The sequence below is a fragment of the Acidovorax sp. FW305-C-20-28 genome (genome assembly GCF_058783375.1).
Map to the genome: position 1 here is coordinate 80,105 of NZ_JBYSYM010000025.1, position 16,891 is coordinate 96,995.

General features: G+C 69.9%; 19 protein-coding genes. 14 read left to right on the plus strand and 5 right to left on the minus strand.

Going from position 1 to position 16,891, the window contains the following annotated elements; translation table 11 throughout:
* Positions 1-2 precede the first annotated feature (2 nt).
* From AC3WOH_RS25010 to AC3WOH_RS25035, 6 genes are all read left to right on the plus strand, one after another.
* On the plus strand, positions 3-464 hold the full coding sequence (locus AC3WOH_RS25010; protein ID WP_492232035.1) for a nuclear transport factor 2 family protein: 462 nt from the start codon (positions 3-5) through the stop codon (positions 462-464).
* Positions 465-659: 195 nt separating this feature from the next.
* Positions 660-1,775, plus strand: a complete 1,116-nt coding sequence (locus AC3WOH_RS25015; RefSeq protein ID WP_492232036.1) for a porin — start codon at positions 660-662, stop codon at positions 1,773-1,775.
* Positions 1,776-2,072: 297 nt separating this feature from the next.
* The gene (locus AC3WOH_RS25020) at positions 2,073-3,269 is read left to right on the plus strand and encodes a TCR/Tet family MFS transporter (protein WP_492232037.1); all 1,197 of its coding nucleotides are present in this window, start codon (positions 2,073-2,075) and stop codon (positions 3,267-3,269) included.
* Between the two features lie 58 nt (positions 3,270-3,327).
* On the plus strand, positions 3,328-3,867 hold the full coding sequence (locus tag AC3WOH_RS25025) for a hypothetical protein (protein ID WP_492232038.1): 540 nt from the start codon (positions 3,328-3,330) through the stop codon (positions 3,865-3,867).
* 281 nt (positions 3,868-4,148) lie between these two features.
* Complete coding sequence (locus tag AC3WOH_RS25030) at positions 4,149-4,385, plus strand: hypothetical protein (protein ID WP_492232039.1); 237 nt, start codon at positions 4,149-4,151, stop codon at positions 4,383-4,385.
* A gap of 52 nt (positions 4,386-4,437) precedes the next feature.
* Complete coding sequence (locus tag AC3WOH_RS25035) at positions 4,438-4,653, plus strand: hypothetical protein (protein WP_492232040.1); 216 nt, start codon at positions 4,438-4,440, stop codon at positions 4,651-4,653.
* On the opposite strand, the gene AC3WOH_RS25040 is transcribed toward AC3WOH_RS25035, so the two are convergent.
* Entirely contained in the window at positions 4,577-7,597 is a 3,021-nt protein-coding gene (locus AC3WOH_RS25040; protein ID WP_492232041.1) for an ATP-binding protein, read from the minus strand. The two genes, AC3WOH_RS25035 and AC3WOH_RS25040, sit on opposite strands and share 77 nt — an antisense overlap.
* A gap of 123 nt (positions 7,598-7,720) precedes the next feature.
* Here AC3WOH_RS25040 and AC3WOH_RS25045 point away from each other — a divergent pair, with 123 nt between their 5' ends.
* The 6 genes from AC3WOH_RS25045 (at position 7,721) to AC3WOH_RS25070 (ending at position 10,416) form a co-directional block, all read left to right on the plus strand.
* Positions 7,721-8,188 carry a hypothetical protein gene (locus tag AC3WOH_RS25045; protein ID WP_492232042.1) on the plus strand — a complete coding sequence of 156 codons (468 nt, stop codon included), beginning with the start codon at positions 7,721-7,723 and terminating at the stop codon, positions 8,186-8,188.
* A 121-nt stretch (positions 8,189-8,309) separates the two neighbouring features.
* Positions 8,310-8,528: a hypothetical protein gene (locus AC3WOH_RS25050; protein WP_492232043.1), complete on the plus strand. Its 219-nt coding sequence runs from the start codon at positions 8,310-8,312 to the stop codon at positions 8,526-8,528.
* Positions 8,529-8,736: 208 nt separating this feature from the next.
* A complete protein-coding gene (locus AC3WOH_RS25055; protein WP_492232044.1) occupies positions 8,737-8,898 on the plus strand; it encodes a hypothetical protein in 162 nt (53 codons plus the stop codon).
* A 118-nt stretch (positions 8,899-9,016) separates the two neighbouring features.
* The gene (locus tag AC3WOH_RS25060) at positions 9,017-9,610 is read left to right on the plus strand and encodes a hypothetical protein (RefSeq protein WP_492232045.1); all 594 of its coding nucleotides are present in this window, start codon (positions 9,017-9,019) and stop codon (positions 9,608-9,610) included.
* Between the two features lie 178 nt (positions 9,611-9,788).
* Entirely contained in the window at positions 9,789-10,061 is a 273-nt protein-coding gene (locus tag AC3WOH_RS25065) for a hypothetical protein (RefSeq protein ID WP_492232046.1), read from the plus strand.
* Positions 10,062-10,233: 172 nt separating this feature from the next.
* The gene (locus AC3WOH_RS25070) at positions 10,234-10,416 is read left to right on the plus strand and encodes a hypothetical protein (RefSeq protein WP_492232047.1); all 183 of its coding nucleotides are present in this window, start codon (positions 10,234-10,236) and stop codon (positions 10,414-10,416) included.
* A gap of 42 nt (positions 10,417-10,458) precedes the next feature.
* Here AC3WOH_RS25070 and AC3WOH_RS25075 read toward each other — a convergent pair whose 3' ends face one another.
* A complete protein-coding gene (locus tag AC3WOH_RS25075; RefSeq protein WP_492232048.1) occupies positions 10,459-10,671 on the minus strand; it encodes a hypothetical protein in 213 nt (70 codons plus the stop codon).
* Positions 10,672-10,755: 84 nt separating this feature from the next.
* On the minus strand, positions 10,756-11,055 hold the full coding sequence (locus AC3WOH_RS25080) for a hypothetical protein (RefSeq protein WP_492232049.1): 300 nt from the start codon (positions 11,053-11,055) through the stop codon (positions 10,756-10,758).
* Between the two features lie 144 nt (positions 11,056-11,199).
* On the opposite strand from AC3WOH_RS25080, the gene AC3WOH_RS25085 reads away from it, so the two are divergent.
* Both AC3WOH_RS25085 and AC3WOH_RS25090 read left to right on the plus strand, forming a co-directional pair.
* A complete protein-coding gene (locus AC3WOH_RS25085) occupies positions 11,200-11,583 on the plus strand; it encodes a response regulator (RefSeq protein WP_492232050.1) in 384 nt (127 codons plus the stop codon).
* A 125-nt stretch (positions 11,584-11,708) separates the two neighbouring features.
* Positions 11,709-13,901: a response regulator gene (locus AC3WOH_RS25090; RefSeq protein WP_492232051.1), complete on the plus strand. Its 2,193-nt coding sequence runs from the start codon at positions 11,709-11,711 to the stop codon at positions 13,899-13,901.
* On the opposite strand, the gene AC3WOH_RS25095 is transcribed toward AC3WOH_RS25090, so the two are convergent.
* Together AC3WOH_RS25095 and AC3WOH_RS25100 are read right to left on the minus strand one after the other, a co-directional pair.
* Positions 13,902-16,175: a sensor domain-containing diguanylate cyclase gene (locus AC3WOH_RS25095; protein WP_492232052.1), complete on the minus strand. Its 2,274-nt coding sequence runs from the start codon at positions 16,173-16,175 to the stop codon at positions 13,902-13,904. It abuts the gene before it with no gap.
* A 458-nt stretch (positions 16,176-16,633) separates the two neighbouring features.
* A complete protein-coding gene (locus AC3WOH_RS25100) occupies positions 16,634-16,786 on the minus strand; it encodes a hypothetical protein (protein WP_184863900.1) in 153 nt (50 codons plus the stop codon).
* Positions 16,787-16,891: the final 105 nt, after the last annotated feature.

A 16,891-nucleotide genomic window follows, 5' to 3' on the forward strand; every position in this document is an offset into this window, starting at 1 on the left:
CCATGAAGAAACTGTTTGCGTTGTGGGCTGCGGCCCTGCTGGTGGTGGGCTGCTCATCGCAGGGGCCGGGCGCGCCGGCCCCATCGGTGGAGCAGGCGAACACCCAGCTCGTGCTGGAGTTCTACGAGGTGGTGCTCAACGGCAAGAACGCCGATGCCGCGGCCCGCTATGTGGCGGCGGACTACATCCAGCACAACCCGCGCGTGCCCACGGGCCTGGCGCCGCTGCAGGGCTTTGTGCGCGAGTTGCAGCGCAGTGCGCCGCAGGCGCGCTCCACCGTCAAGCGCGTGGTGGCCCAGGGCGACCTGGTGGTGCTGCACTCGCACGCGCAGCGCGGCGGGCCCGAGGACCGGGGCATGGCCCTGGTGGACATCTTCCGCGTGCACCAGGGAAAGATCGTCGAGCACTGGGACGTGATGCAGCCCGTGCCCGAGACCGCCGCCAACCAGAACGGAATGTTCTGACGGCTCTTACGCAGCCCCCCGTTCCCTGACCGCTGGACCTGCGCCAGCGCAGTAGCGCCCACGGCATCCGTGCGGCGCGGGGGATCTGCATCCCCGATTTTTTTGCATGTGCGGCCTGGCCCAGGCTGGGCCGCCGCATGCCTGAAGCAAGGGCGGCGCCCCGCCGCATTCACAACCAAGACTGGAGGCAATTTCATGAAGAAGACCATCACACTGCTTGCGGCGCTGGCCGCTGCCGGCACGGCCACAGCGCAATCGTCTGTGACCCTGTTCGGCGTGGTCGATGCCACGCTGCAGCACATCTCGAATGCGGGCGGCGCCAGCGTGAGCCGGCTGACCAATTCGGGCTTCAGCAATTCGCGCCTGGGCTTTCGCGGCGTGGAGGACCTGGGCGGCGGGCTGTCCGCATCGTTCTGGCTCGAAGCCGGCCTCAACAACGACGACGGCACCGGCCTGGCCACCAACACCAACAACCAGGCCTCGGGCGCGGCCCCGGCGGCAGCCGGCGGGCAGGGCCTGACCTTCAACCGCCGCTCCACCGTGAGCCTGGCCGGCCCCTGGGGCGAGGTGCGCCTGGGGCGTGACTACACGCCGCAGTTCTGGAACCTCACGATCTTCGACCCGTACGGCAATGTGGGCGTGGGCGCCACGCTGACCTTCGGCAGCATCGTCACGGGCGCGCCCTTCACCGCGGCGCGTGCCTCCAACAGCATCGGCTACCTGCTGCCGGGCAACCTCGGCGGCTTCTACGGCCAGGTGATGCACTACCGCGGCGAGAACGCCAGCAACGCCGCGGGCGGCACGGCCAGCGATGGCACGGGCACAGGAGCACGCTTCGGGTACGCCAGCGGGCCGGTGAACGTGGCGCTGGCCCTGGGCCGCACGCAGCGCGCGGGGGCGCTGGGCGACATCCGGCAGGCCAACATCGGCGCGCAGTGGGACCTGGGCGTGGCGCGGCTCATGGGCCAGGTCACCAGCGACAAGGGTTCTGCCAGCGCCGTGGCGGGCGGCCCCGCATTGGCGGCCGACGGCCATGGCTGGCTGCTGGGCGCGCTGGTGCCCGTGGGCGCGGGCGAGGTGCGCATCTCGTACTCGCAGTACCGGCAGGAGTTTGCCGCTGCCGACAACCGGGCGCGCAAGCTGGCGCTGGGCTATGTGCACCACCTGTCCAAGCGCACGTCGGTCTACACCACCTACGCGCGCCTGAACAACCGCGGCGGTGCCTTCGCCACGGTCACCCAGGGCGCGGGCAGCCCGGCGGCCAACGGCAGCTCCAGCGGTTTCGACGTGGGCCTGCGCCACAGCTTCTGAGCACGGCCCGCGTACGGGCTTTCCGATCTCCAAGGTGTTGGGGCTGCCGGCCATGCAGGGCTGGCAGCCCGCTTTTTTTGCGCGGGCGCCCGCTGTGCCATACTGTGGCCCACAACAACCGCGAAAAACGGCCGTTGGTCCTCGCCAGGTGGGTACATCAACCACCGGCAGCCAGCAGCCGCGCACACGCCATCGGCCCCCTTAGGGGGTGATCCGGCCAGCGTTTCCCCCGACATCCGTCGGACCTTGTTGCGAGCACCTTGCACCGTGCCCGCACTCACTGGAACGCTTGCCGCCATGCATTACCGTACGCCCTCGCTCTTCGCCATCTACCTGTGCGTCGCGCTCGATGCCATGGGCATCGGCCTTGTCTTTCCCATCCTGCCCGCGCTGGTGCAGGACGTCACCCATGCTGCCAACGTGGCGCCGGTCATCGGCGTGATGGCGGCGCTCTATGCCGCCATGCAGCTGGTGTGCGCGCCGGTGCTCGGTGCGCTGAGCGACCGGCTCGGGCGCCGGCCCGTGCTGCTGCTGTCGCTGGCCGGGGCCTGTGCCAGCTACCTGCTGCTGGCCTGTGCGGGCAGCCTGCCGCTGCTGCTGCTGGGCCGCGCGGTTGCAGGGCTCACCGGTGCCAGCATGTCGGTCGCCACGGCTTACCTCACGGACGTGACGCCCGAGGACCAGCGGGCACGGCGCTTCGGCCTGTTCAATGCCATGTTCGGCGCGGGCTTCATCGCCGGGCCGGTACTGGGCGGCCTGCTGGGCGACCATGGGGTGCGGCTGCCTTTCATCGCGGCGGCGGTGCTCAACGGCGCCAACTTCGTGCTGGCATGGGTATCGCTGCCCGAGTCGCGCCAGGGGAGCGGGGGGCGCATCGATCTGACCGCGTTGAACCCGCTGCGGCCGCTGGCCTGGGTGTTCTCGCAACCGCGGCTGCTGCCCCTGGTGTTCACCTTCTTCATGCTCGCCGCGACCGGCGAGGCCTATGGGGTCTGCTGGGCCCTGTGGGGCGGCGATGCCTTCCACTGGAACGGCACCTGGGTCGGGCTGTCGCTGGGCGCGTTCGGTCTGTGCCAGATGCTCGTGCAGGCCTTCGCGCCCGGGCCGGCCAGCCGCTGGCTGGGCGAGCGTGGCGCGGTGCTCACGGGCATCGCCTGCGCCTGCCTGGCCCTGGTGGCCATGGCCTTCATCCGCCAGGGGTGGGTGGTTTTTGCGGTGATGCCGGTGTTCGCGCTGGGCAGCATTGGCACGCCGGCCTTGCAGGCACTGGCCAGCCGCCAGGTGGATGCGGGACTGCAAGGCCAGTTCCAGGGCGTGCTGGCCTCGGCCATCAGCCTGGCGTCCATCATCGCGCCGCTGGGCTTCTCGGCGTTCTACTACGCGGTGCGCGCCGACTGGCCGGGCGCCATCTGGCTGGCCGTGGTGCTGGTCCATGCAGCGGCGGTGCCGTTGGTGGTGTGGGGTACGCGGCGTGCAACGGCGGAGCCTGCGTGATGGGGCGCGCATCGCCACCGGTGGCCCGCTGCGCCTGCCAACGTGCAGAATGGGGTGCATGACACGCAGCCCGGACATCGCCCTTACCGATCAGGAACAAGCATGGCTGGGCCAGATCGACTTCAGCCGCCGGTACGACGATGCCACCATGCGCTCGCTGGAGCCCATGGCGCAGCTGTTCGAGTCGCTGTCGGTGCGGGGCGCCATCCCCGTGGAGCGCATCCGCTACTACACCGTGCCGGACCGCTACCCCGCAGGGCGCGGGCGTTCGCGCGAGGCCTGGTTCGAGGCCAATGGCGGCCCGGTGGAGGGGGCGCACCTCGCAGCCAGTTTTCTGCCACGGCTCGAGTACTACCTGTACGGGCCCCACTTGCCGGCCGATATCGTCGCAGCGTTCCGGCAGGCTGCACTGTCCGATGGCCGGCTCTCCAGCTGGGAGATCGAGCGGCTCAAGCCCCGCGCCATGCAGGTGGTGAGGGCGCTGCCGCAGGAAATCGCACAGTCGGCGGAGGAATTCCTCAAGCTGGCGTTCGAGTGCGGTGCGCAGCCGAGCGCGGCGACCTCGCTGTGGGAATCGCTGTGCAAGGTACGGCGCTAGGGCCTTCCCTTCGGGTTGCCCGGCCTGGGGGGCCGTCTGCGGCGTTGCCCGCGCTTGCAAGGTTCCTACCTTGCAAGCGCGGGCGCCTTGCACCCAGCCCCCAGGCCGGGCAACGCGATCCCCGAAAACAGTGTTAACAGGCCCTAGGCACACCGGGCGGCAAGACCCGCCGCGCAGCAAGGACAGCCCTTGAACCGGTCTCTGTGGCCTGTGGCGCACAATGGCCTGCACCTGTGCGATTTCCGCGGGGGTTGCTTTTCTCCCTGCGAAAGTGAACCGACATGAATGATTTCGAACAGCGCCTGCTCGCCACGGCGCAGGTGCGCGCGTTGGCCGCGGAGATCCGCGAGGAGGCGGCCCAATCCGCGGAGCGCACGGCCAGCAAGACTGCGCAGAGCTTCAACCGGATTGCCTGGAACGCCAGCAACCCCGTGCTCGATTTCGTTCCGCACGCCCTGGACGAATTCGCGAAGGTGGCGGAGCTTATCCGCAACCATCCGGCCAGCCCGTCGGCGTAGCCGGCCGAGGGCCAGCGTCTGTCATCCACCATCTTCCATGCAAGGCGACACCATGATCGAGAGCACTCCAGGCGGTTGCGGTGACCGTGGGCAACTGGAACACGCGGGGCATGTCGGCACCTGGAAGGTGAAGGACGGCACCCTCACCGTCACCTGCCTCACCATGGGCCTGGCGCCCAAGAGTGCACTGGTCAAGGACAACCCGGACTTTCTGGCGCGGCTGCTGTTGCAGGAGATGCACCGCGAATGGACGCGGATGCGCCCGTAGCGGGCGCGCCTGCTCCGGCCAGGGCGCGCGAAGGGCGGTCGGCACGCCGCGCGCCAGTGGTCCCGTCCCGCGTGGGGGCCGTAGCAGCCGACGCAGTGGCAAGCAGGCGCCGGGCCTCCTGGCCGAGCGCATGGCCCGCCATGGCCGGCGCCGCGGCGAGTGCGCCCTGCAGGTGCGCCCGCACCTCGCCGCTCGCGCCATCGTCCTGCGGCGGCACGGCGCTCGCCCAGCCGACTGCCGCCGACAGCCACAGCGCTGCCGCGTGCTGGCTTTGCGCCAGTTCGCAGGCCAGGCGCAGTGCTGACACGCCGTGCTGCGGATCGCCAGGCTCCTGGCCGGTGAGCATGGCCTGCCCGCGGATGCGGTGCAGCTCCGGCAGCCACCAAGCGTTGCCCGTGCGCGTGCAGTGCGCAATGGCGCGGTCCATCACCAGGCCGGCCTGCGCGGCGTGGCCGCGGCGCCATGCCTCCTGCGCGGCCACGCCGTCGAGCCAGGGCAGCAGGCTGGCGAAGTGGCCTGCGCGCAGCACGTCCACGGCATCCAGGTAGGCCTGCAGGTCGCCCCGGCCTTCCAGCAGGTCGATGGCCTGCGCGGCGCAGATGGCGGCATGCTGGCGCACCCGCATGGTCTGGCGCGTTGCGGCGTCTGCCAGCTCCTGCGCGGCGGCGCGCGCCGCCGGCCATTCCCCCAGAAAGCAATGCAGGGGAATGATGAGTTCGTTGAGCGCCCAGCAGTGGTACAGCCCGTGTTCGGGCTTTTGCAGCGAAGCCAGGTGGCGCTGGTACAGGCTGCGCGCCTGGTCGATGCCACCGCGCAGCCAGTGCGTCTTGGCCAGGAAGACATGGCTGAAGACATTGGGGTCGCTGCCGATGCGCATGAACTGGCCGTGCGACAGGCGCAGGTTGCGCTCCTGCACGTCCAGCAACCGGCTCAGTGCTTCATTCTGGTCGCCGGCGAGCGTGCTGGCATAGGCCAGGGCACGGTCGCGCAGCAGGGTGCTGGCGGTGTCGCCGTTGCCGGCTTCGTGCAGGGCTTGGGCAGCCTCGATGGCTGGCGCCGGCTCGCCGCGGTAGATCCACAGCCAGAACAGACCCGACAGTGCCAGCGCGCGCGAAGGTGCATCGCCCGCCTGCTCGGCGCGGGCATGGGCGGCGCGCATGGCCTGGAGCGATGCATCCACAGGCCCGTGCGTGCCCAGCATGGCGGCGCCGCGGTAGGCCATCAGCCGCGTGGCTTCCTGGCCCGAGGTGTCGCTGTGCATGGGCAGCAGCGCCAACGCGCGCTCGCAGTGCTGCTCGCACTCTTCGAGCAGCGACAGCTGCAGGAAGGTGGGGGCCGATGCAGCCGCCAGGGCCAGCGCGAGCGCGCACTCGGGCGGCTCGGAACGGGTCCACGCCAGCGCTCCGCGCAGGTTGGCCAGGTTGGGTGCGCAGGGGCCCAGCCATTGCAGGGCCCAGTTGCCCTGGCCCTCGACCTGCGAAGCAGAGACGGCGCGCAGCAGGTACTGCGCATGCGCGCGGCGCGCGTGCTGTACCTCGCCACGCCCGTACAGGCGCCGGGCGGCAAAGCTGCGCGTGGTGTCGAGCAGGCGGTGGAAGCCGGCGCCCCCGCCATCTCCGGCAGGAACGCACTTCACCAGCGACTTGTCGGTCAGACGGGCCAGGCTGTGTGCGATCTGCGTGGGCGTGAGCCCCGTGCCTGCCAGCACGTCCAGGATGGCGCGCAGCGAGGCGCCGCCCTCGAACACGGACAGCCATTCCAGAACCTGGCGGTCCATGGGGTCCAGCAGCCGGTAGCTCCATTCAAAGGCAGTCTCCAGCGTCCTGTGCCGCGCGGGCGCGGTGCGCCGGCCCAGGTTGCCCAGCTGGAAACCGCTGTCGATCATGGCCGCCAGATCCTGCAGCCCGAAGCCGACCAGGTGGGCTGCCGCCAGCTCGATGGCCAGGGGCATGCCGTCCAGCCCGCGGCAGATCTGGGCGACGAGGGGCAGGTCCTGTGGCAGGCGCAAGGGCAGATCGGCGGCCTGGGCGCGCTCGACGAACAGCTCCACCGCCGGGCCGTGGGCGGCAGCATCGGCGCTGGTGGCAGCGCAGTCGCCGATGCCCAGCGGCGGCAGGCGCAGCACGCGCTCGCCCTGGGCATGCAGGGGCTCGCGGCTGGTGGCCAGGATGCGCAGGCCGGGAAGCTGCTGCACCAGGTATTCGGCCAGCGCGGTGACGCCCGCCACGGCGCATTCGCAGCAGTCCAGCACCAGCAGGCAACGGCCCTGGCGACCCTGCCCCCGCAGCAGATGCACCAGCGCAGCGCTCGGGTCGCCGGTGGGAGCGGCTCCCGCGGCGCGGGCCACCTCGTGCGCGACCAGTTCATCGGCCGCGGTGCCCGACAGATCGACCCACAGCGTGGGGGTGCCTGCCCCCTCGCTGGCCTGCGCCAGCGCCAGGGCCACGGTGGTCTTGCCCATGCCCCCGGGTGCCACCAGTGTCACGATGGCGCAAGGGGCGAGCAGCTCCCGCACCTGCCGTACCACGGCATCGCGCCCGAAGACGCGGCCGATGGCGCAGGGCACCCTGGAGCGGGCAGCCGCAGGCGTTGCGGCGCTGGTCACCACCTGGCCCGCCGGTTCGGCGGGGCAAGCCGCCATGTCGGCCAGCAGATAGCCGCGCCCGGGAATGTTCAGGATGGCCCGGGCGTTCTCGGGCGAGGCAGCGTTCAGGGCCTTGCGCAATTGCCCGATGTGCACGCGCAGGCTGGACTCGGTGACAATGGTCTTGGGCCACGCGTGCCGGACCAGGTCCTGCAATGCAACCACCTCGCCCTTGCGCAGGGCCAAGGCGGTCAGCAGGTCCAGGGCACGGCTGCCGAGCTTGATGGGCTGCCCCCGGCATTCGAGCCGGCGCTCGCCCACGAACAAGCTGCATTCGCCGAAATGGATGATGGAAGCCATGGGCCCAAGGTTACAGGCAGCGCCGCACGGTGGAGGCCATGGCCGGCGTCACCGCACCCTGGGGTAAACCCTTTGCTCCATCCACGCCGGGTGCGTCAATCTCAGGGGGCAACCGGAGAAGCCATGGCAGCGAAGTTCACCGACTATCTGGACGCAGTCACCCCGCACCGGATCGCGTACTCCGCGCAGGAGTCGGGATCGGCCTTGCGCGAGTTCCTGGCGCTGGTCGACGAAACCCGCAGTGCCCTGGCCGCCCAGGGCATCACGGTGGTGCAGCACAGCGGCGATGGCGAGAAGCTGCTGACCTTCGGTACACCCCTGGGTGGCATCGACCTGTCCCGGCGCTGGATCCTGGGCGATGAAAACTACATGGACCGGGCCGCCGTGTTCAGTTGCACATCGCGGGCCCCGCTGCAGGGCGATGTGGTGCTGGGCTTCGTGCGCTTCAAGGCCGCATCGAACCAATGGCTGCTGCCAGGGGGCCAGCCCTTTCCGTTTTCCGGCGGGCGTTACCAGCGCAGCGGGGTGGCCAGCGCCTTGCAGCATGCCATGGCGCACAAGCTCAGGCTCGACACGGAAGCGCTGTCCTGACAGGTCTGATTCTGTCGGCATTGGCTGACGTGTGCCCTGGCGCCCGGGCCGTACAGTGGTCCATAGATGTGCTGGTGGGCGTGAACCTGGAGGCTGCCAGCGGGAAGAAAAGGACATGCCGATGGCCATGGTGACAACGGAGCACCGTTTGCGGTGCAGTGATTCGGACAGCTGCTGGGTGACCCTGGAGCGCCGGGAGAAGTGGTCGGTCGTGTCGGTGGAGCTGTCGGGGGGCGAGGTGCTCAACGTCGGCCCCGAGGAGGCCTTCAATACCGAGGACGAGGCCCTGGAACACGCGCGCAGCTGGGTGTGCGACCACAGCGGCAAGGTTTTCGAGTAGCGGGCAGCCGTCTCGCCCGTTCTGTCCTGCGGGCGCCCCTGCGGAGGTACTTTCGCGCGCTCTTCGTGCGGTATGTCACATCCCCTTCCACCTCGCCTGCGCTGGCGGCCTCATCTGCTGCGAGGATGGGGCCTTGTCTGACACGGACGGCCGGGCCTGCCAGCTACCTTGTACTTACCTTTGCACACATCCACACCGGGAGAGCACCATGAACACCAGCAAACCATTGCAGCGCCAGATGTCCTTTGCCGATGCCGGCCTGGCGGATGGCGGTGAGCTGGAGTTCGGCCAGTACGGCCCGCGCGTGATGTGGCTGGCCGCCGCCGCCGTGATGCTGCTGGTGGCCGTGGTGACTTTTGCCGCAGGCTGAAGGATGCCCCGGCGCCGTGCCGCCGGTTACCGCAGGCAACGCCACTTGCCGCAGGGCTGGCCCGCGCGCACACTGCGTTTTCGCTGAAATGAACCAACAAGATACCGGGGGAAACACCATGCGGACCATGCAACCACCACCACTGGCACGCGCTGCCGCGCTCGGCGCGGCGTTGCTGTTTTCCTGCGCCGCGATGGCGCAGGACTATCCGCTGCGTTCGCGCGATGAACTCGGCCCCCGGGCGCGTGCGCAATACGACCGCTGTGTGGATGCCGCCACCAACAAGCCCACGCCCACGGGCATCCAGGTGGCGCTCCGGGTGTGCGACGAGAACTACCTCATGGCGCGGGTGGCGCCCGGCGAGCGCACGCCGCGCATGAGCGCCGAGGCCCGCGCGGCCCGCCTGGCCGATGAGTACAACGGCGAAGCGCGCGAGCGGCGCGACGAGCGCATCTTGAACACCTCGGCCACGCATGCGGGCCGGCATGTGACGGTGAAGTTCCTGGTCAGCCCCGCCGGCGTGCGGCCGGACTTCGAGGCCATGGTGGAGCGTGAACTGATGGGCACGCTGTGCCGCGACCCGCATGTGGCGCCCGACCTGCAGGCCGGCGTGCGCCTGAGCTACATCTACGATGACACCTCCATGCGTCGCCTGGCCCATGTGACGGTATCGCAGTCCAAGTGCGGTGAATGGCCCTGGAACCGCATGTGACGGCACCCCAAGAGACCGTGAAAAGGTCCTGAAGCCGCCCTGCCGGGCGGCTTTTTTCATGGCGGGCGGGGCAGGGCGGGGGCTGCGGGTTTTTCGCAGCGAGGAAGGGTGTTTGTCCGACAGTCCGGGCGCTGTCTGGCCGTTAACTTCACTGCACCACACAGCCAGGAGCAACACCATGAAAAGCATGAGCAATACATCGGGCCACTACGGCATGCTGCAGGGCGCCGACGCTGCCGGTGATTCGCGGGTGTTCGGCGTGGCAGCGACCATTGCGGTGCTCGTGGTCTGGGCCGTGGTGGGCTTCAAGATGGCCGGGCCCGAGATCAAGGCTGCCGTGCTGAGCCACCTGCCCGTCGCGTCCCAGTCCATGTCGGCGCAATCGTCGGCCTCAGCCTCTTCGCCGCGGGCTGATATGCCAGCGCACGGCCTGGCCATCGGCGAGCACTGAGCGCCTTGAGCGCCCGGCACGCAGCCACTTTTTTTGCCCCCGCGCAGGGTGGAGCTGGCATGCCGGAGCAAGTCAAGCAACAGCCCGCCGTACCCCCGGGTTTTTTGCGGCTGTCACAACCCGCAAGGGGCGGTGCAGGCACCATCGAAGGCCTGTTTCTTGCAGGTGGTCCATGCGCCATCTGCAACCCGCCTTCTTCGCCTGCTCCATGGTTCTGTACAAACCCGGCTCCCAATTCCTTTACAAAGGCCGCGTCGTCACCGTCGACTACATCATCATCCGCAAGACCGGTATGTGGATACGCCTCGTGGGCCATGAGGAATCGTGCCTGCCCGAGGCGCTGACCCCGCTGTGAGGCCCGCGGCCGCCATGCCTTTCGCTGGCTCGCGCCGCCCCATCATGGGGAGTTGATGCTGGCCGGGGTTTCGGGGTTCACATCCGACTCGGGCGGATGGGGTGCGGGGGCCGTGGGTGCCTGCTCCCCGCGTTCTGGTGCTGCGTCGGCGGGCTTGCGCCGGCTGCCGGAAGCCTCGGTTTCCGTGAAGGCCGGCGTGGGGCGGTCAGGGTCCTGGCGGGGCTTGCTGTCTGGTGGTGGCGGCTGTGTGGCCATGGTGGGGCCTTTGTGGCGCAAAAGCCCAGTGTGCGCACGCGGTGGCCGCGCGGTTGTAGGACGATGCCGCCGAGCGGGCAGGCCTTACTTGCCGGCCTTGGCGGCGCCGCCGTTGTGCCTGGCGTCGATCTCGCGCAGCAGGTCGTTGGACTTTTCGAGCGCCTCGGCCGTCTCGCTGAGCTGCTGCTCCAGCTCGTCCGTGCGCTCCACTGCGGCCTGCAGGTCGCCCTCCAGGTGCTCGGGCGGGATCTGCGTGGACAGCACGGCGTGCACCACGTCGAGTTCGCTGGCCGTGGCCTTGATCTGCTCGGCCGCTTCCTCGTTCTGGCTCAAGACCTCGGCAATCTCGGGGGAGGCCGGGGGCGTCTTCGGGTCGCTGGGCATAGATGTCCGCCTGATGGTGGAAAAAATCACACATTCCGGTGTAGCAGGCCCTACACGCGGGGCGCCCGCCTACACGCCGGATCCGGCTGCAAGCTTAGATTGTAGGCAGCTTGCCCATTACCGGTGTAACCGGCACGGTCCACGATGCCATTCATCACCATCCTTGTCGAAGACAACAAAATGATCAGCGAGACACTGGTCCCGGCATTGGAGGAGTTGGCCAATGCCCGCGTTGTTGCCATTGCTGCCACGGCCACGGGCGCCCGGCAGGCGCTGGAGCGTTGGCGCGGGCAGTGGCAGCTGATGGTGGTGGACCTGTTCCTGGCCGCCGGTTCGGGCCTGGAGGTGCTGCAGGCGGTGCGCCAGCGCGATGCCAGCCAGCATGTCTATGTGCTGTCCAACTACGCCACGCCCGACATGCGCCGCCGCTGCCAGGCGCTGGGTGCCGACGGCGTGTTCGACAAGTCCACCGAACTCGATGCCTTCTTCGAGCATTGCATGGGGCTGCCCGACCCCGGGCCCGGCTGAAGGCCGGCGGGGCCCGCCCACCCCATGAACACCCGGTGGTTCAAATGGGTGGGAGACGTTACAGTGGGCCCTTCCCGAGCAGGGAGCCCTCGGCCCCGAAGAACGTGTTCAACGAGACACAGCCCATGCAACTGAGCGCAGCCGCGTTATCCACCGTCATCAACAGCGCCACCGACACGGCCATCATCGCGCTGGACAGCGCCGGCACCGTGCTCAGCTGGAACCCCGGTGCCGTGCGCCTGCTGGGCTGGACCGAGGATCAGATGCGTGGCCACACCCTGCTGCGCATCTTCCCCGAGGAGACCAACCCCCAGGCGCGCGTGACCGAGGAGATGGCCGACGCCCTGGCCAAGGGCCGCGGCGGCCACGAGGGCTGGCGCATGCGCGCCGATGGCTCGCGCTTCTGGGCCGTGGGCGAGCTCACGCCCGTGACCGACCCCGCGGCCGCCCCCGTGGCCTTCGTGAAGGTGCTGCGCGACCGCACGCAGTGGAAGGTGTCCGAGGACGCGCTGCGCGAGGAAAAGCGCACGCTGGAGGTGCTCAACCGCGCCGGCGCCACGCTGGCGCGCGAGAACGACCTGGCCAAGGTGGTCCAGGCGGTGACCGATGCCGGCGTGGAGGTCACGGGCGCGCAGTTCGGCGCCTTCTTCTACAACCGGGTGAACGAGGCGGGCGAGAGCTACACCCTGTACACCCTGTCGGGCGCGCCGCGCGCGGCGTTCGAAAACTTTCCCATGCCGCGCAACACGGCGGTGTTCGGCCCCACCTTCGCGGGCGAGGGCATCGTGCGCTCGGACGACATCCGGCGCGACCCGCGCTATGGCCGCAGTGCGCCCTACCATGGCATGCCCCAGGGCCACCTGGCCGTGACCAGCTACCTGGCGGTGCCGGTGGTCAACCGCGCCAGCGAGGTGATCGGCGGGCTGTTCTTCGGCCACTCGCAGGCGGGGGTGTTCACCGAGCGCTCCGAGCGCTCGGTGGCACTGCTGGCGGCCGAGGCGGCCATTGCCATCGACAACGCGCGCCTGTTCGAGGCCGCACAGCGCGAGATCGAGGAGCGGCGCAAGGCCGAGACCGCGCTGCAGACGCTCAACGCCACGCTCGAGTCGCAGGTGGCCGAGCGCACCGCCCAGCTGCGCCAGCACGAGGAGGCTCTGCGCCAGGCGCAGAAGATGGAGGCCGTGGGCCAGCTCACGGGCGGCATTGCGCACGACTTCAACAACCTGCTGCAGGGCATCATGGGCAATCTGCAGCTCTTGCGCAAGCGCATCGCGCAGGGCGCCGCCGCCGACCTGGACACCTACGTCACGCGGGCCCTGGCGTCCACCTCGCGCGCGGCCGGGCTCACGCACCGGCTGCTGGCGTTCTCGCGGCGCCAGCCGCTCAGCCCCAAGGCCGTGCGCGCCAATCCGCTGGTGCTGTCCATGCAGGACCTGCTGCGCCAGACCATCGGCGAGAAGGTGGAGCTGGGGCTGCAGCTCGCGCCCGGCCTGTGGACCACGCTGTGCGACGAGAACCAGCTCGAGAGCGCCATTCTCAACCTGGCCATCAATGCGCGCGACGCCATGCCGGGCGGAGGCAGGCTGACCATCGAGACCCACAACGCCGAGCTCGATGCGGCCTATGCCGCCGCCCTGCACGGCGTGCGGCCCGGCCCCTATGTGTGCATCAGCGTGACCGACACGGGCACGGGCATGACAGCCGAGACCCTGGCCCATGCCTTCGAGCCCTTCTTCACCACCAAGGCGGTGGGCGAGGGCTCGGGCCTGGGGCTGTCGATGATCTACGGCTTCACACGCCAGTCCGAGGGCCATGCGCGCATCTTCAGCGAGTACGGCCAGGGCACCACGGTGCGCATGTACCTGCCGGCCCATTTCAACGCCGAGGACAGCCCCGCGCACCCGCTGCCCACGCCCGCCGCCACGGCGGCCGCGACCCGGGGCGAGGTGATCCTGGTGGTGGAGGACGAGGCGCTGGTGCGCGAGATGGTGGCCGAAGTGCTGCGCGACCTGGGCTATGAGGTGCTGGAGGCGCACGACGGCCTGTCGGGGCTGGACCAGCTGCGCGTGCGGGAGCGGCGCATCGACCTGCTCATCACCGATGTCGGCCTGCCGGGGCTCAACGGCCGCCAGGTGGCCGAGGCTGCCAGCGCCGAGCGGCCGGACATGAAGATCCTGTTCATGACGGGCTATGCCGAGAAGGTCTCGGCCTCGCAGCCCTTCGCCTCGCCCGGCATGGAGATCCTCACCAAGCCCTTCGAGGTGGATGACATGGCGCGCCGCGTGCGCGCGCTGCTCGACGGCAGCGCCAGCCGGTAGTCAAAGCACACTGGTGGGCGTTTCGTCGGCGACAAAGCAGGCGCGGCCCTGCGACTTGGCCTGGTAGAGCGCCATGTCCGCACGCTGGGTGAGGTGGGTGGGCCGGCCGTCTGCCGCCGGCATGACGCACGCCACGCCGATGCTCAGCGTGACCCAGGGCCCCAGCACCGAGGCGCCGTGCGCGATGCGGGCGGCCGCGATGGCGTCCAGCAGCCGCTGTGCCACCTGGCGCGCGCCCTCCAGCGTGGTCTCGGGCAGCAGGATGGCGAACTCCTCGCCGCCATAGCGCATGGCGCGTTCGTGCGAGCGCCACAGAGCATCGCGCAGCACGTGGGCCACGCGCTTGAGGCATTCGTCGCCCGCCTGGTGGCCGTGCAGGTCGTTGAAGCGCTTGAAGTAGTCCACGTCCACCATCAGCAGCGACAGCGCCGAGCCCTGGCGCGCATTGCGCGCCCACTCGGCCTGCAGCGTGTCGTCGAACAGGCGGCGGTTGCCCAGGCCGGTGAGTGCGTCCTGGTAGGACAGCTCGGACAGTGTGGCGTTGAGCCGCTCCAGCTCCAGCGCGGCCTGCTTGCGCGCCGTGATGTCCTGGAAGGCCCCCGCCAGCCGCACGATGGCGCCATCGCGCCGGATGGCCTCGCCCTGCGTGCGCACCCACAGCAGCCGCCCCTTGGCGGAGACGATCTGCAGCTCAAGGTCCCAGGGCGTGCCGTCCTGTATGCAGCGCTGCACGGCGGCGTCGATCAGGGGCCGCGAGGCCGGGGTGTAGTAGTCGAGCGTGCGCGGCAGGTCGGGCGCGCTGCCGGGGTCGAGGTCGTGGATGCGGTAGACCTCGTCGGTCCATTGCGACTGGCCGGTGGTCAGATCGCGCGTCCAGCCGCCGACCCGGGCGATCTCGCCGGACTTCTTTTGCAGCAGCACCGCATCGGCCAGCGCTGCCTCATTGGCCTTGCGCTCGGTGATGTCCATGAAGGTGCCGATCATGCGCAGGGGCGTGCCGCCCTCGGCGCGCTCGGTCACCTTGCCACGGCTGAACAGCCACACGAACTGCCCGCCGTTGCCCACGCCCACGCGGAACTCGTTTTCGTAGGCGGGGCTGGCACCGCGCAGGTGGCTGGCGAAGGCCGCGGTGTTGCCGGCCCGGTCGGCCGGGTGCAGGGTGGCCGTCCATTCCTCGACCGAGCGCACCACCTCGGCACTGCCATAGCCCAGCATGCGCGCGCCCCGTGCATCGATGCGCAGCTGGCGCGCGTCCACCTGCAGCTCCCACAGGCCCAACTGGGCGCCGTCGAGTGCGCGCTCCAGGCGCGCCGCGGTGAGCTGCAGCGCGGCCTGCGAGGCTTCTTCCTGCGCCAGCAGCCGGCGCAGGCGCCGGCGCTCGAACAGGCGCAGGCCCGTGGCCAGCACCAGCACGGCGGCGTACAGCGTGGTGTACAGGCGCACCTGGGCATACCAGGGGGCGTAGACCTCCGAGCGCTCGCGGCTCACGGCCAGCACCACGGTGTTGTCCAGCCCCAGGCCCTGCGGCTTGACGCTGGCCAGCACCACCAGCCGCTCGCGCCCGGTGGCCGGCACCAGGCCCTCGTACACCGTGTTCTGCCGCTTGCTCTGGACATGGGCCTCGAACGCAGAGCCCGGCCGCGAGAGGTTGGCCATGCGCTCGGAGCCCATGCCGGGCACGGTCACGAAGACCTCACCGTCGGCATGGGCCATGGTGGCCCGCATGTCCGATGCAAACAGGGCCGCGCGCAGGGTGAAGGCAAAGAACTCGTCGTCCAGCGTGGCTGTGACCACGCCCGTGAACTGGCCGGCGGCGTCGAACACGGCGCGCGACAGGTGCAGCGCCACGCCGTCGTCGTCCGAGGCCGAGGGGCGCGAGAGGTAGAGCACATGCGGGTCGGGCCGGCCGCGTACGGTGCGAAAGAACTCCTTGGCAAAGAAGTCGCGGCCCACGTCGATGGCCCGGTCGGAGGCCACGGCCGTGCCGTTGGCGTCGTACACCGCCAGCCCGCGCACCGCCTGGATCACGTCGGTGAGCAGGTGCAACTGGCGCGAGGAGTCGCTGCTCGACGCCGCGAGCGCCGAGGCGCGGTAGTCGCGGCTGATGCGCGTGAGCGCCTCGTTCAGGCCCTTGAGCTGGCGAGTGAGGTTTTCCGAGGCATAGCGGCTCACGTCCTGCAGGCGGGCCACCTCGACCTCGCGGATGGCGTGGCGCACGGTGAACAGCTGGACGGCCAGGGCCACCCCGGCCAGCGCGAACACAAACAGAAACACCCGCCACGGTTCGAGCCGCAGCGAAGAGCGGTCCTTGGCAGACCCTGCGGGAGAGTCGGTTCGCAAAGAAAACACCTGCCGGGCCTTGCCTTTCATCCATCCCTGTCACACAAGGGGCCCGCGCACCGGCTGTCTGGGCAGCATCGCTGGCGCGGGGTCATGGGGCGGGCCGCAGCCGCCATGGCAGCTTCGTGGGGCTGCTCGGCATTGTCGGCAAATGCCGGCCTGAAGTCATCACCCGTGGGGGTGAATATACGACCGATGGGGCCTGCCGTCGCCCCATCTCCGTTGTGTGAAACCCTTGGGGCGGCGCCGATTGTCAAGGCCAAAGCACTCCCCCATGCGGGGGGTGTGGCCACAGGCCGTGCCGTGCTAGGGCCTGTGTCGCCCCAAGGATCCAAGGCGGCACCGGCCGCAAGGGTGCGCAGCGGCCTCTTGCCGTGGGGCCCGGGCCTTTTTCAGAAATGGGGCGGTGGGTCTTGCACCGGTGACTCTGCCGGGCCGGGCGGCGGGTCGCCCTGGGGCGGCTCGGGGGCCCAGGCGGGCCGTGGCGGCTGCTCAAGCGGCGGGATGTCCATGGGCGGCAGGGGCTGGGGGGCGGGTGCGGGCATGGTGAACTCCTGGAATGAAAGAGGCGGTGTGCCCCGACAAGCCCACCGTACCGCCCTGTCCATGCTGCGTATGCCAGCCAATGCCCCGACCCAGAGCCGGTGAGC

Bases quoted from the DNA above. Each gene is read 5' to 3' on its own strand.
- AC3WOH_RS25100 (WP_184863900.1), bottom strand. From the start codon at position 16,786: ATGCCCGCACCCGCCCCCCAGCCCCTGCCGCCCATGGACATCCCGCCG.
- AC3WOH_RS25060 (WP_492232045.1), top strand. From the start codon at position 9,017: ATGCGGACCATGCAACCACCACCACTGGCACGCGCTGCCGCGCTCGGC.
- AC3WOH_RS25030 (WP_492232039.1), top strand. From the start codon at position 4,149: ATGAATGATTTCGAACAGCGCCTGCTCGCCACGGCGCAGGTGCGCGCG.
- AC3WOH_RS25035 (WP_492232040.1), top strand. From the start codon at position 4,438: ATGATCGAGAGCACTCCAGGCGGTTGCGGTGACCGTGGGCAACTGGAA.
- AC3WOH_RS25040 (WP_492232041.1), bottom strand. From the start codon at position 7,597: ATGGCTTCCATCATCCATTTCGGCGAATGCAGCTTGTTCGTGGGCGAG.
- AC3WOH_RS25090 (WP_492232051.1), top strand. From the start codon at position 11,709: ATGCAACTGAGCGCAGCCGCGTTATCCACCGTCATCAACAGCGCCACC.
- AC3WOH_RS25020 (WP_492232037.1), top strand. From the start codon at position 2,073: ATGCATTACCGTACGCCCTCGCTCTTCGCCATCTACCTGTGCGTCGCG.
- AC3WOH_RS25010 (WP_492232035.1), top strand. From the start codon at position 3: ATGAAGAAACTGTTTGCGTTGTGGGCTGCGGCCCTGCTGGTGGTGGGC.
- AC3WOH_RS25015 (WP_492232036.1), top strand. From the start codon at position 660: ATGAAGAAGACCATCACACTGCTTGCGGCGCTGGCCGCTGCCGGCACG.
- AC3WOH_RS25045 (WP_492232042.1), top strand. From the start codon at position 7,721: ATGGCAGCGAAGTTCACCGACTATCTGGACGCAGTCACCCCGCACCGG.
- AC3WOH_RS25075 (WP_492232048.1), bottom strand. From the start codon at position 10,671: ATGGCCACACAGCCGCCACCACCAGACAGCAAGCCCCGCCAGGACCCT.
- AC3WOH_RS25025 (WP_492232038.1), top strand. From the start codon at position 3,328: ATGACACGCAGCCCGGACATCGCCCTTACCGATCAGGAACAAGCATGG.
- AC3WOH_RS25050 (WP_492232043.1), top strand. From the start codon at position 8,310: ATGGCCATGGTGACAACGGAGCACCGTTTGCGGTGCAGTGATTCGGAC.
- AC3WOH_RS25070 (WP_492232047.1), top strand. From the start codon at position 10,234: ATGCGCCATCTGCAACCCGCCTTCTTCGCCTGCTCCATGGTTCTGTAC.
- AC3WOH_RS25085 (WP_492232050.1), top strand. From the start codon at position 11,200: ATGCCATTCATCACCATCCTTGTCGAAGACAACAAAATGATCAGCGAG.
- AC3WOH_RS25080 (WP_492232049.1), bottom strand. From the start codon at position 11,055: ATGCCCAGCGACCCGAAGACGCCCCCGGCCTCCCCCGAGATTGCCGAG.
- AC3WOH_RS25055 (WP_492232044.1), top strand. From the start codon at position 8,737: ATGAACACCAGCAAACCATTGCAGCGCCAGATGTCCTTTGCCGATGCC.
- AC3WOH_RS25065 (WP_492232046.1), top strand. From the start codon at position 9,789: ATGAAAAGCATGAGCAATACATCGGGCCACTACGGCATGCTGCAGGGC.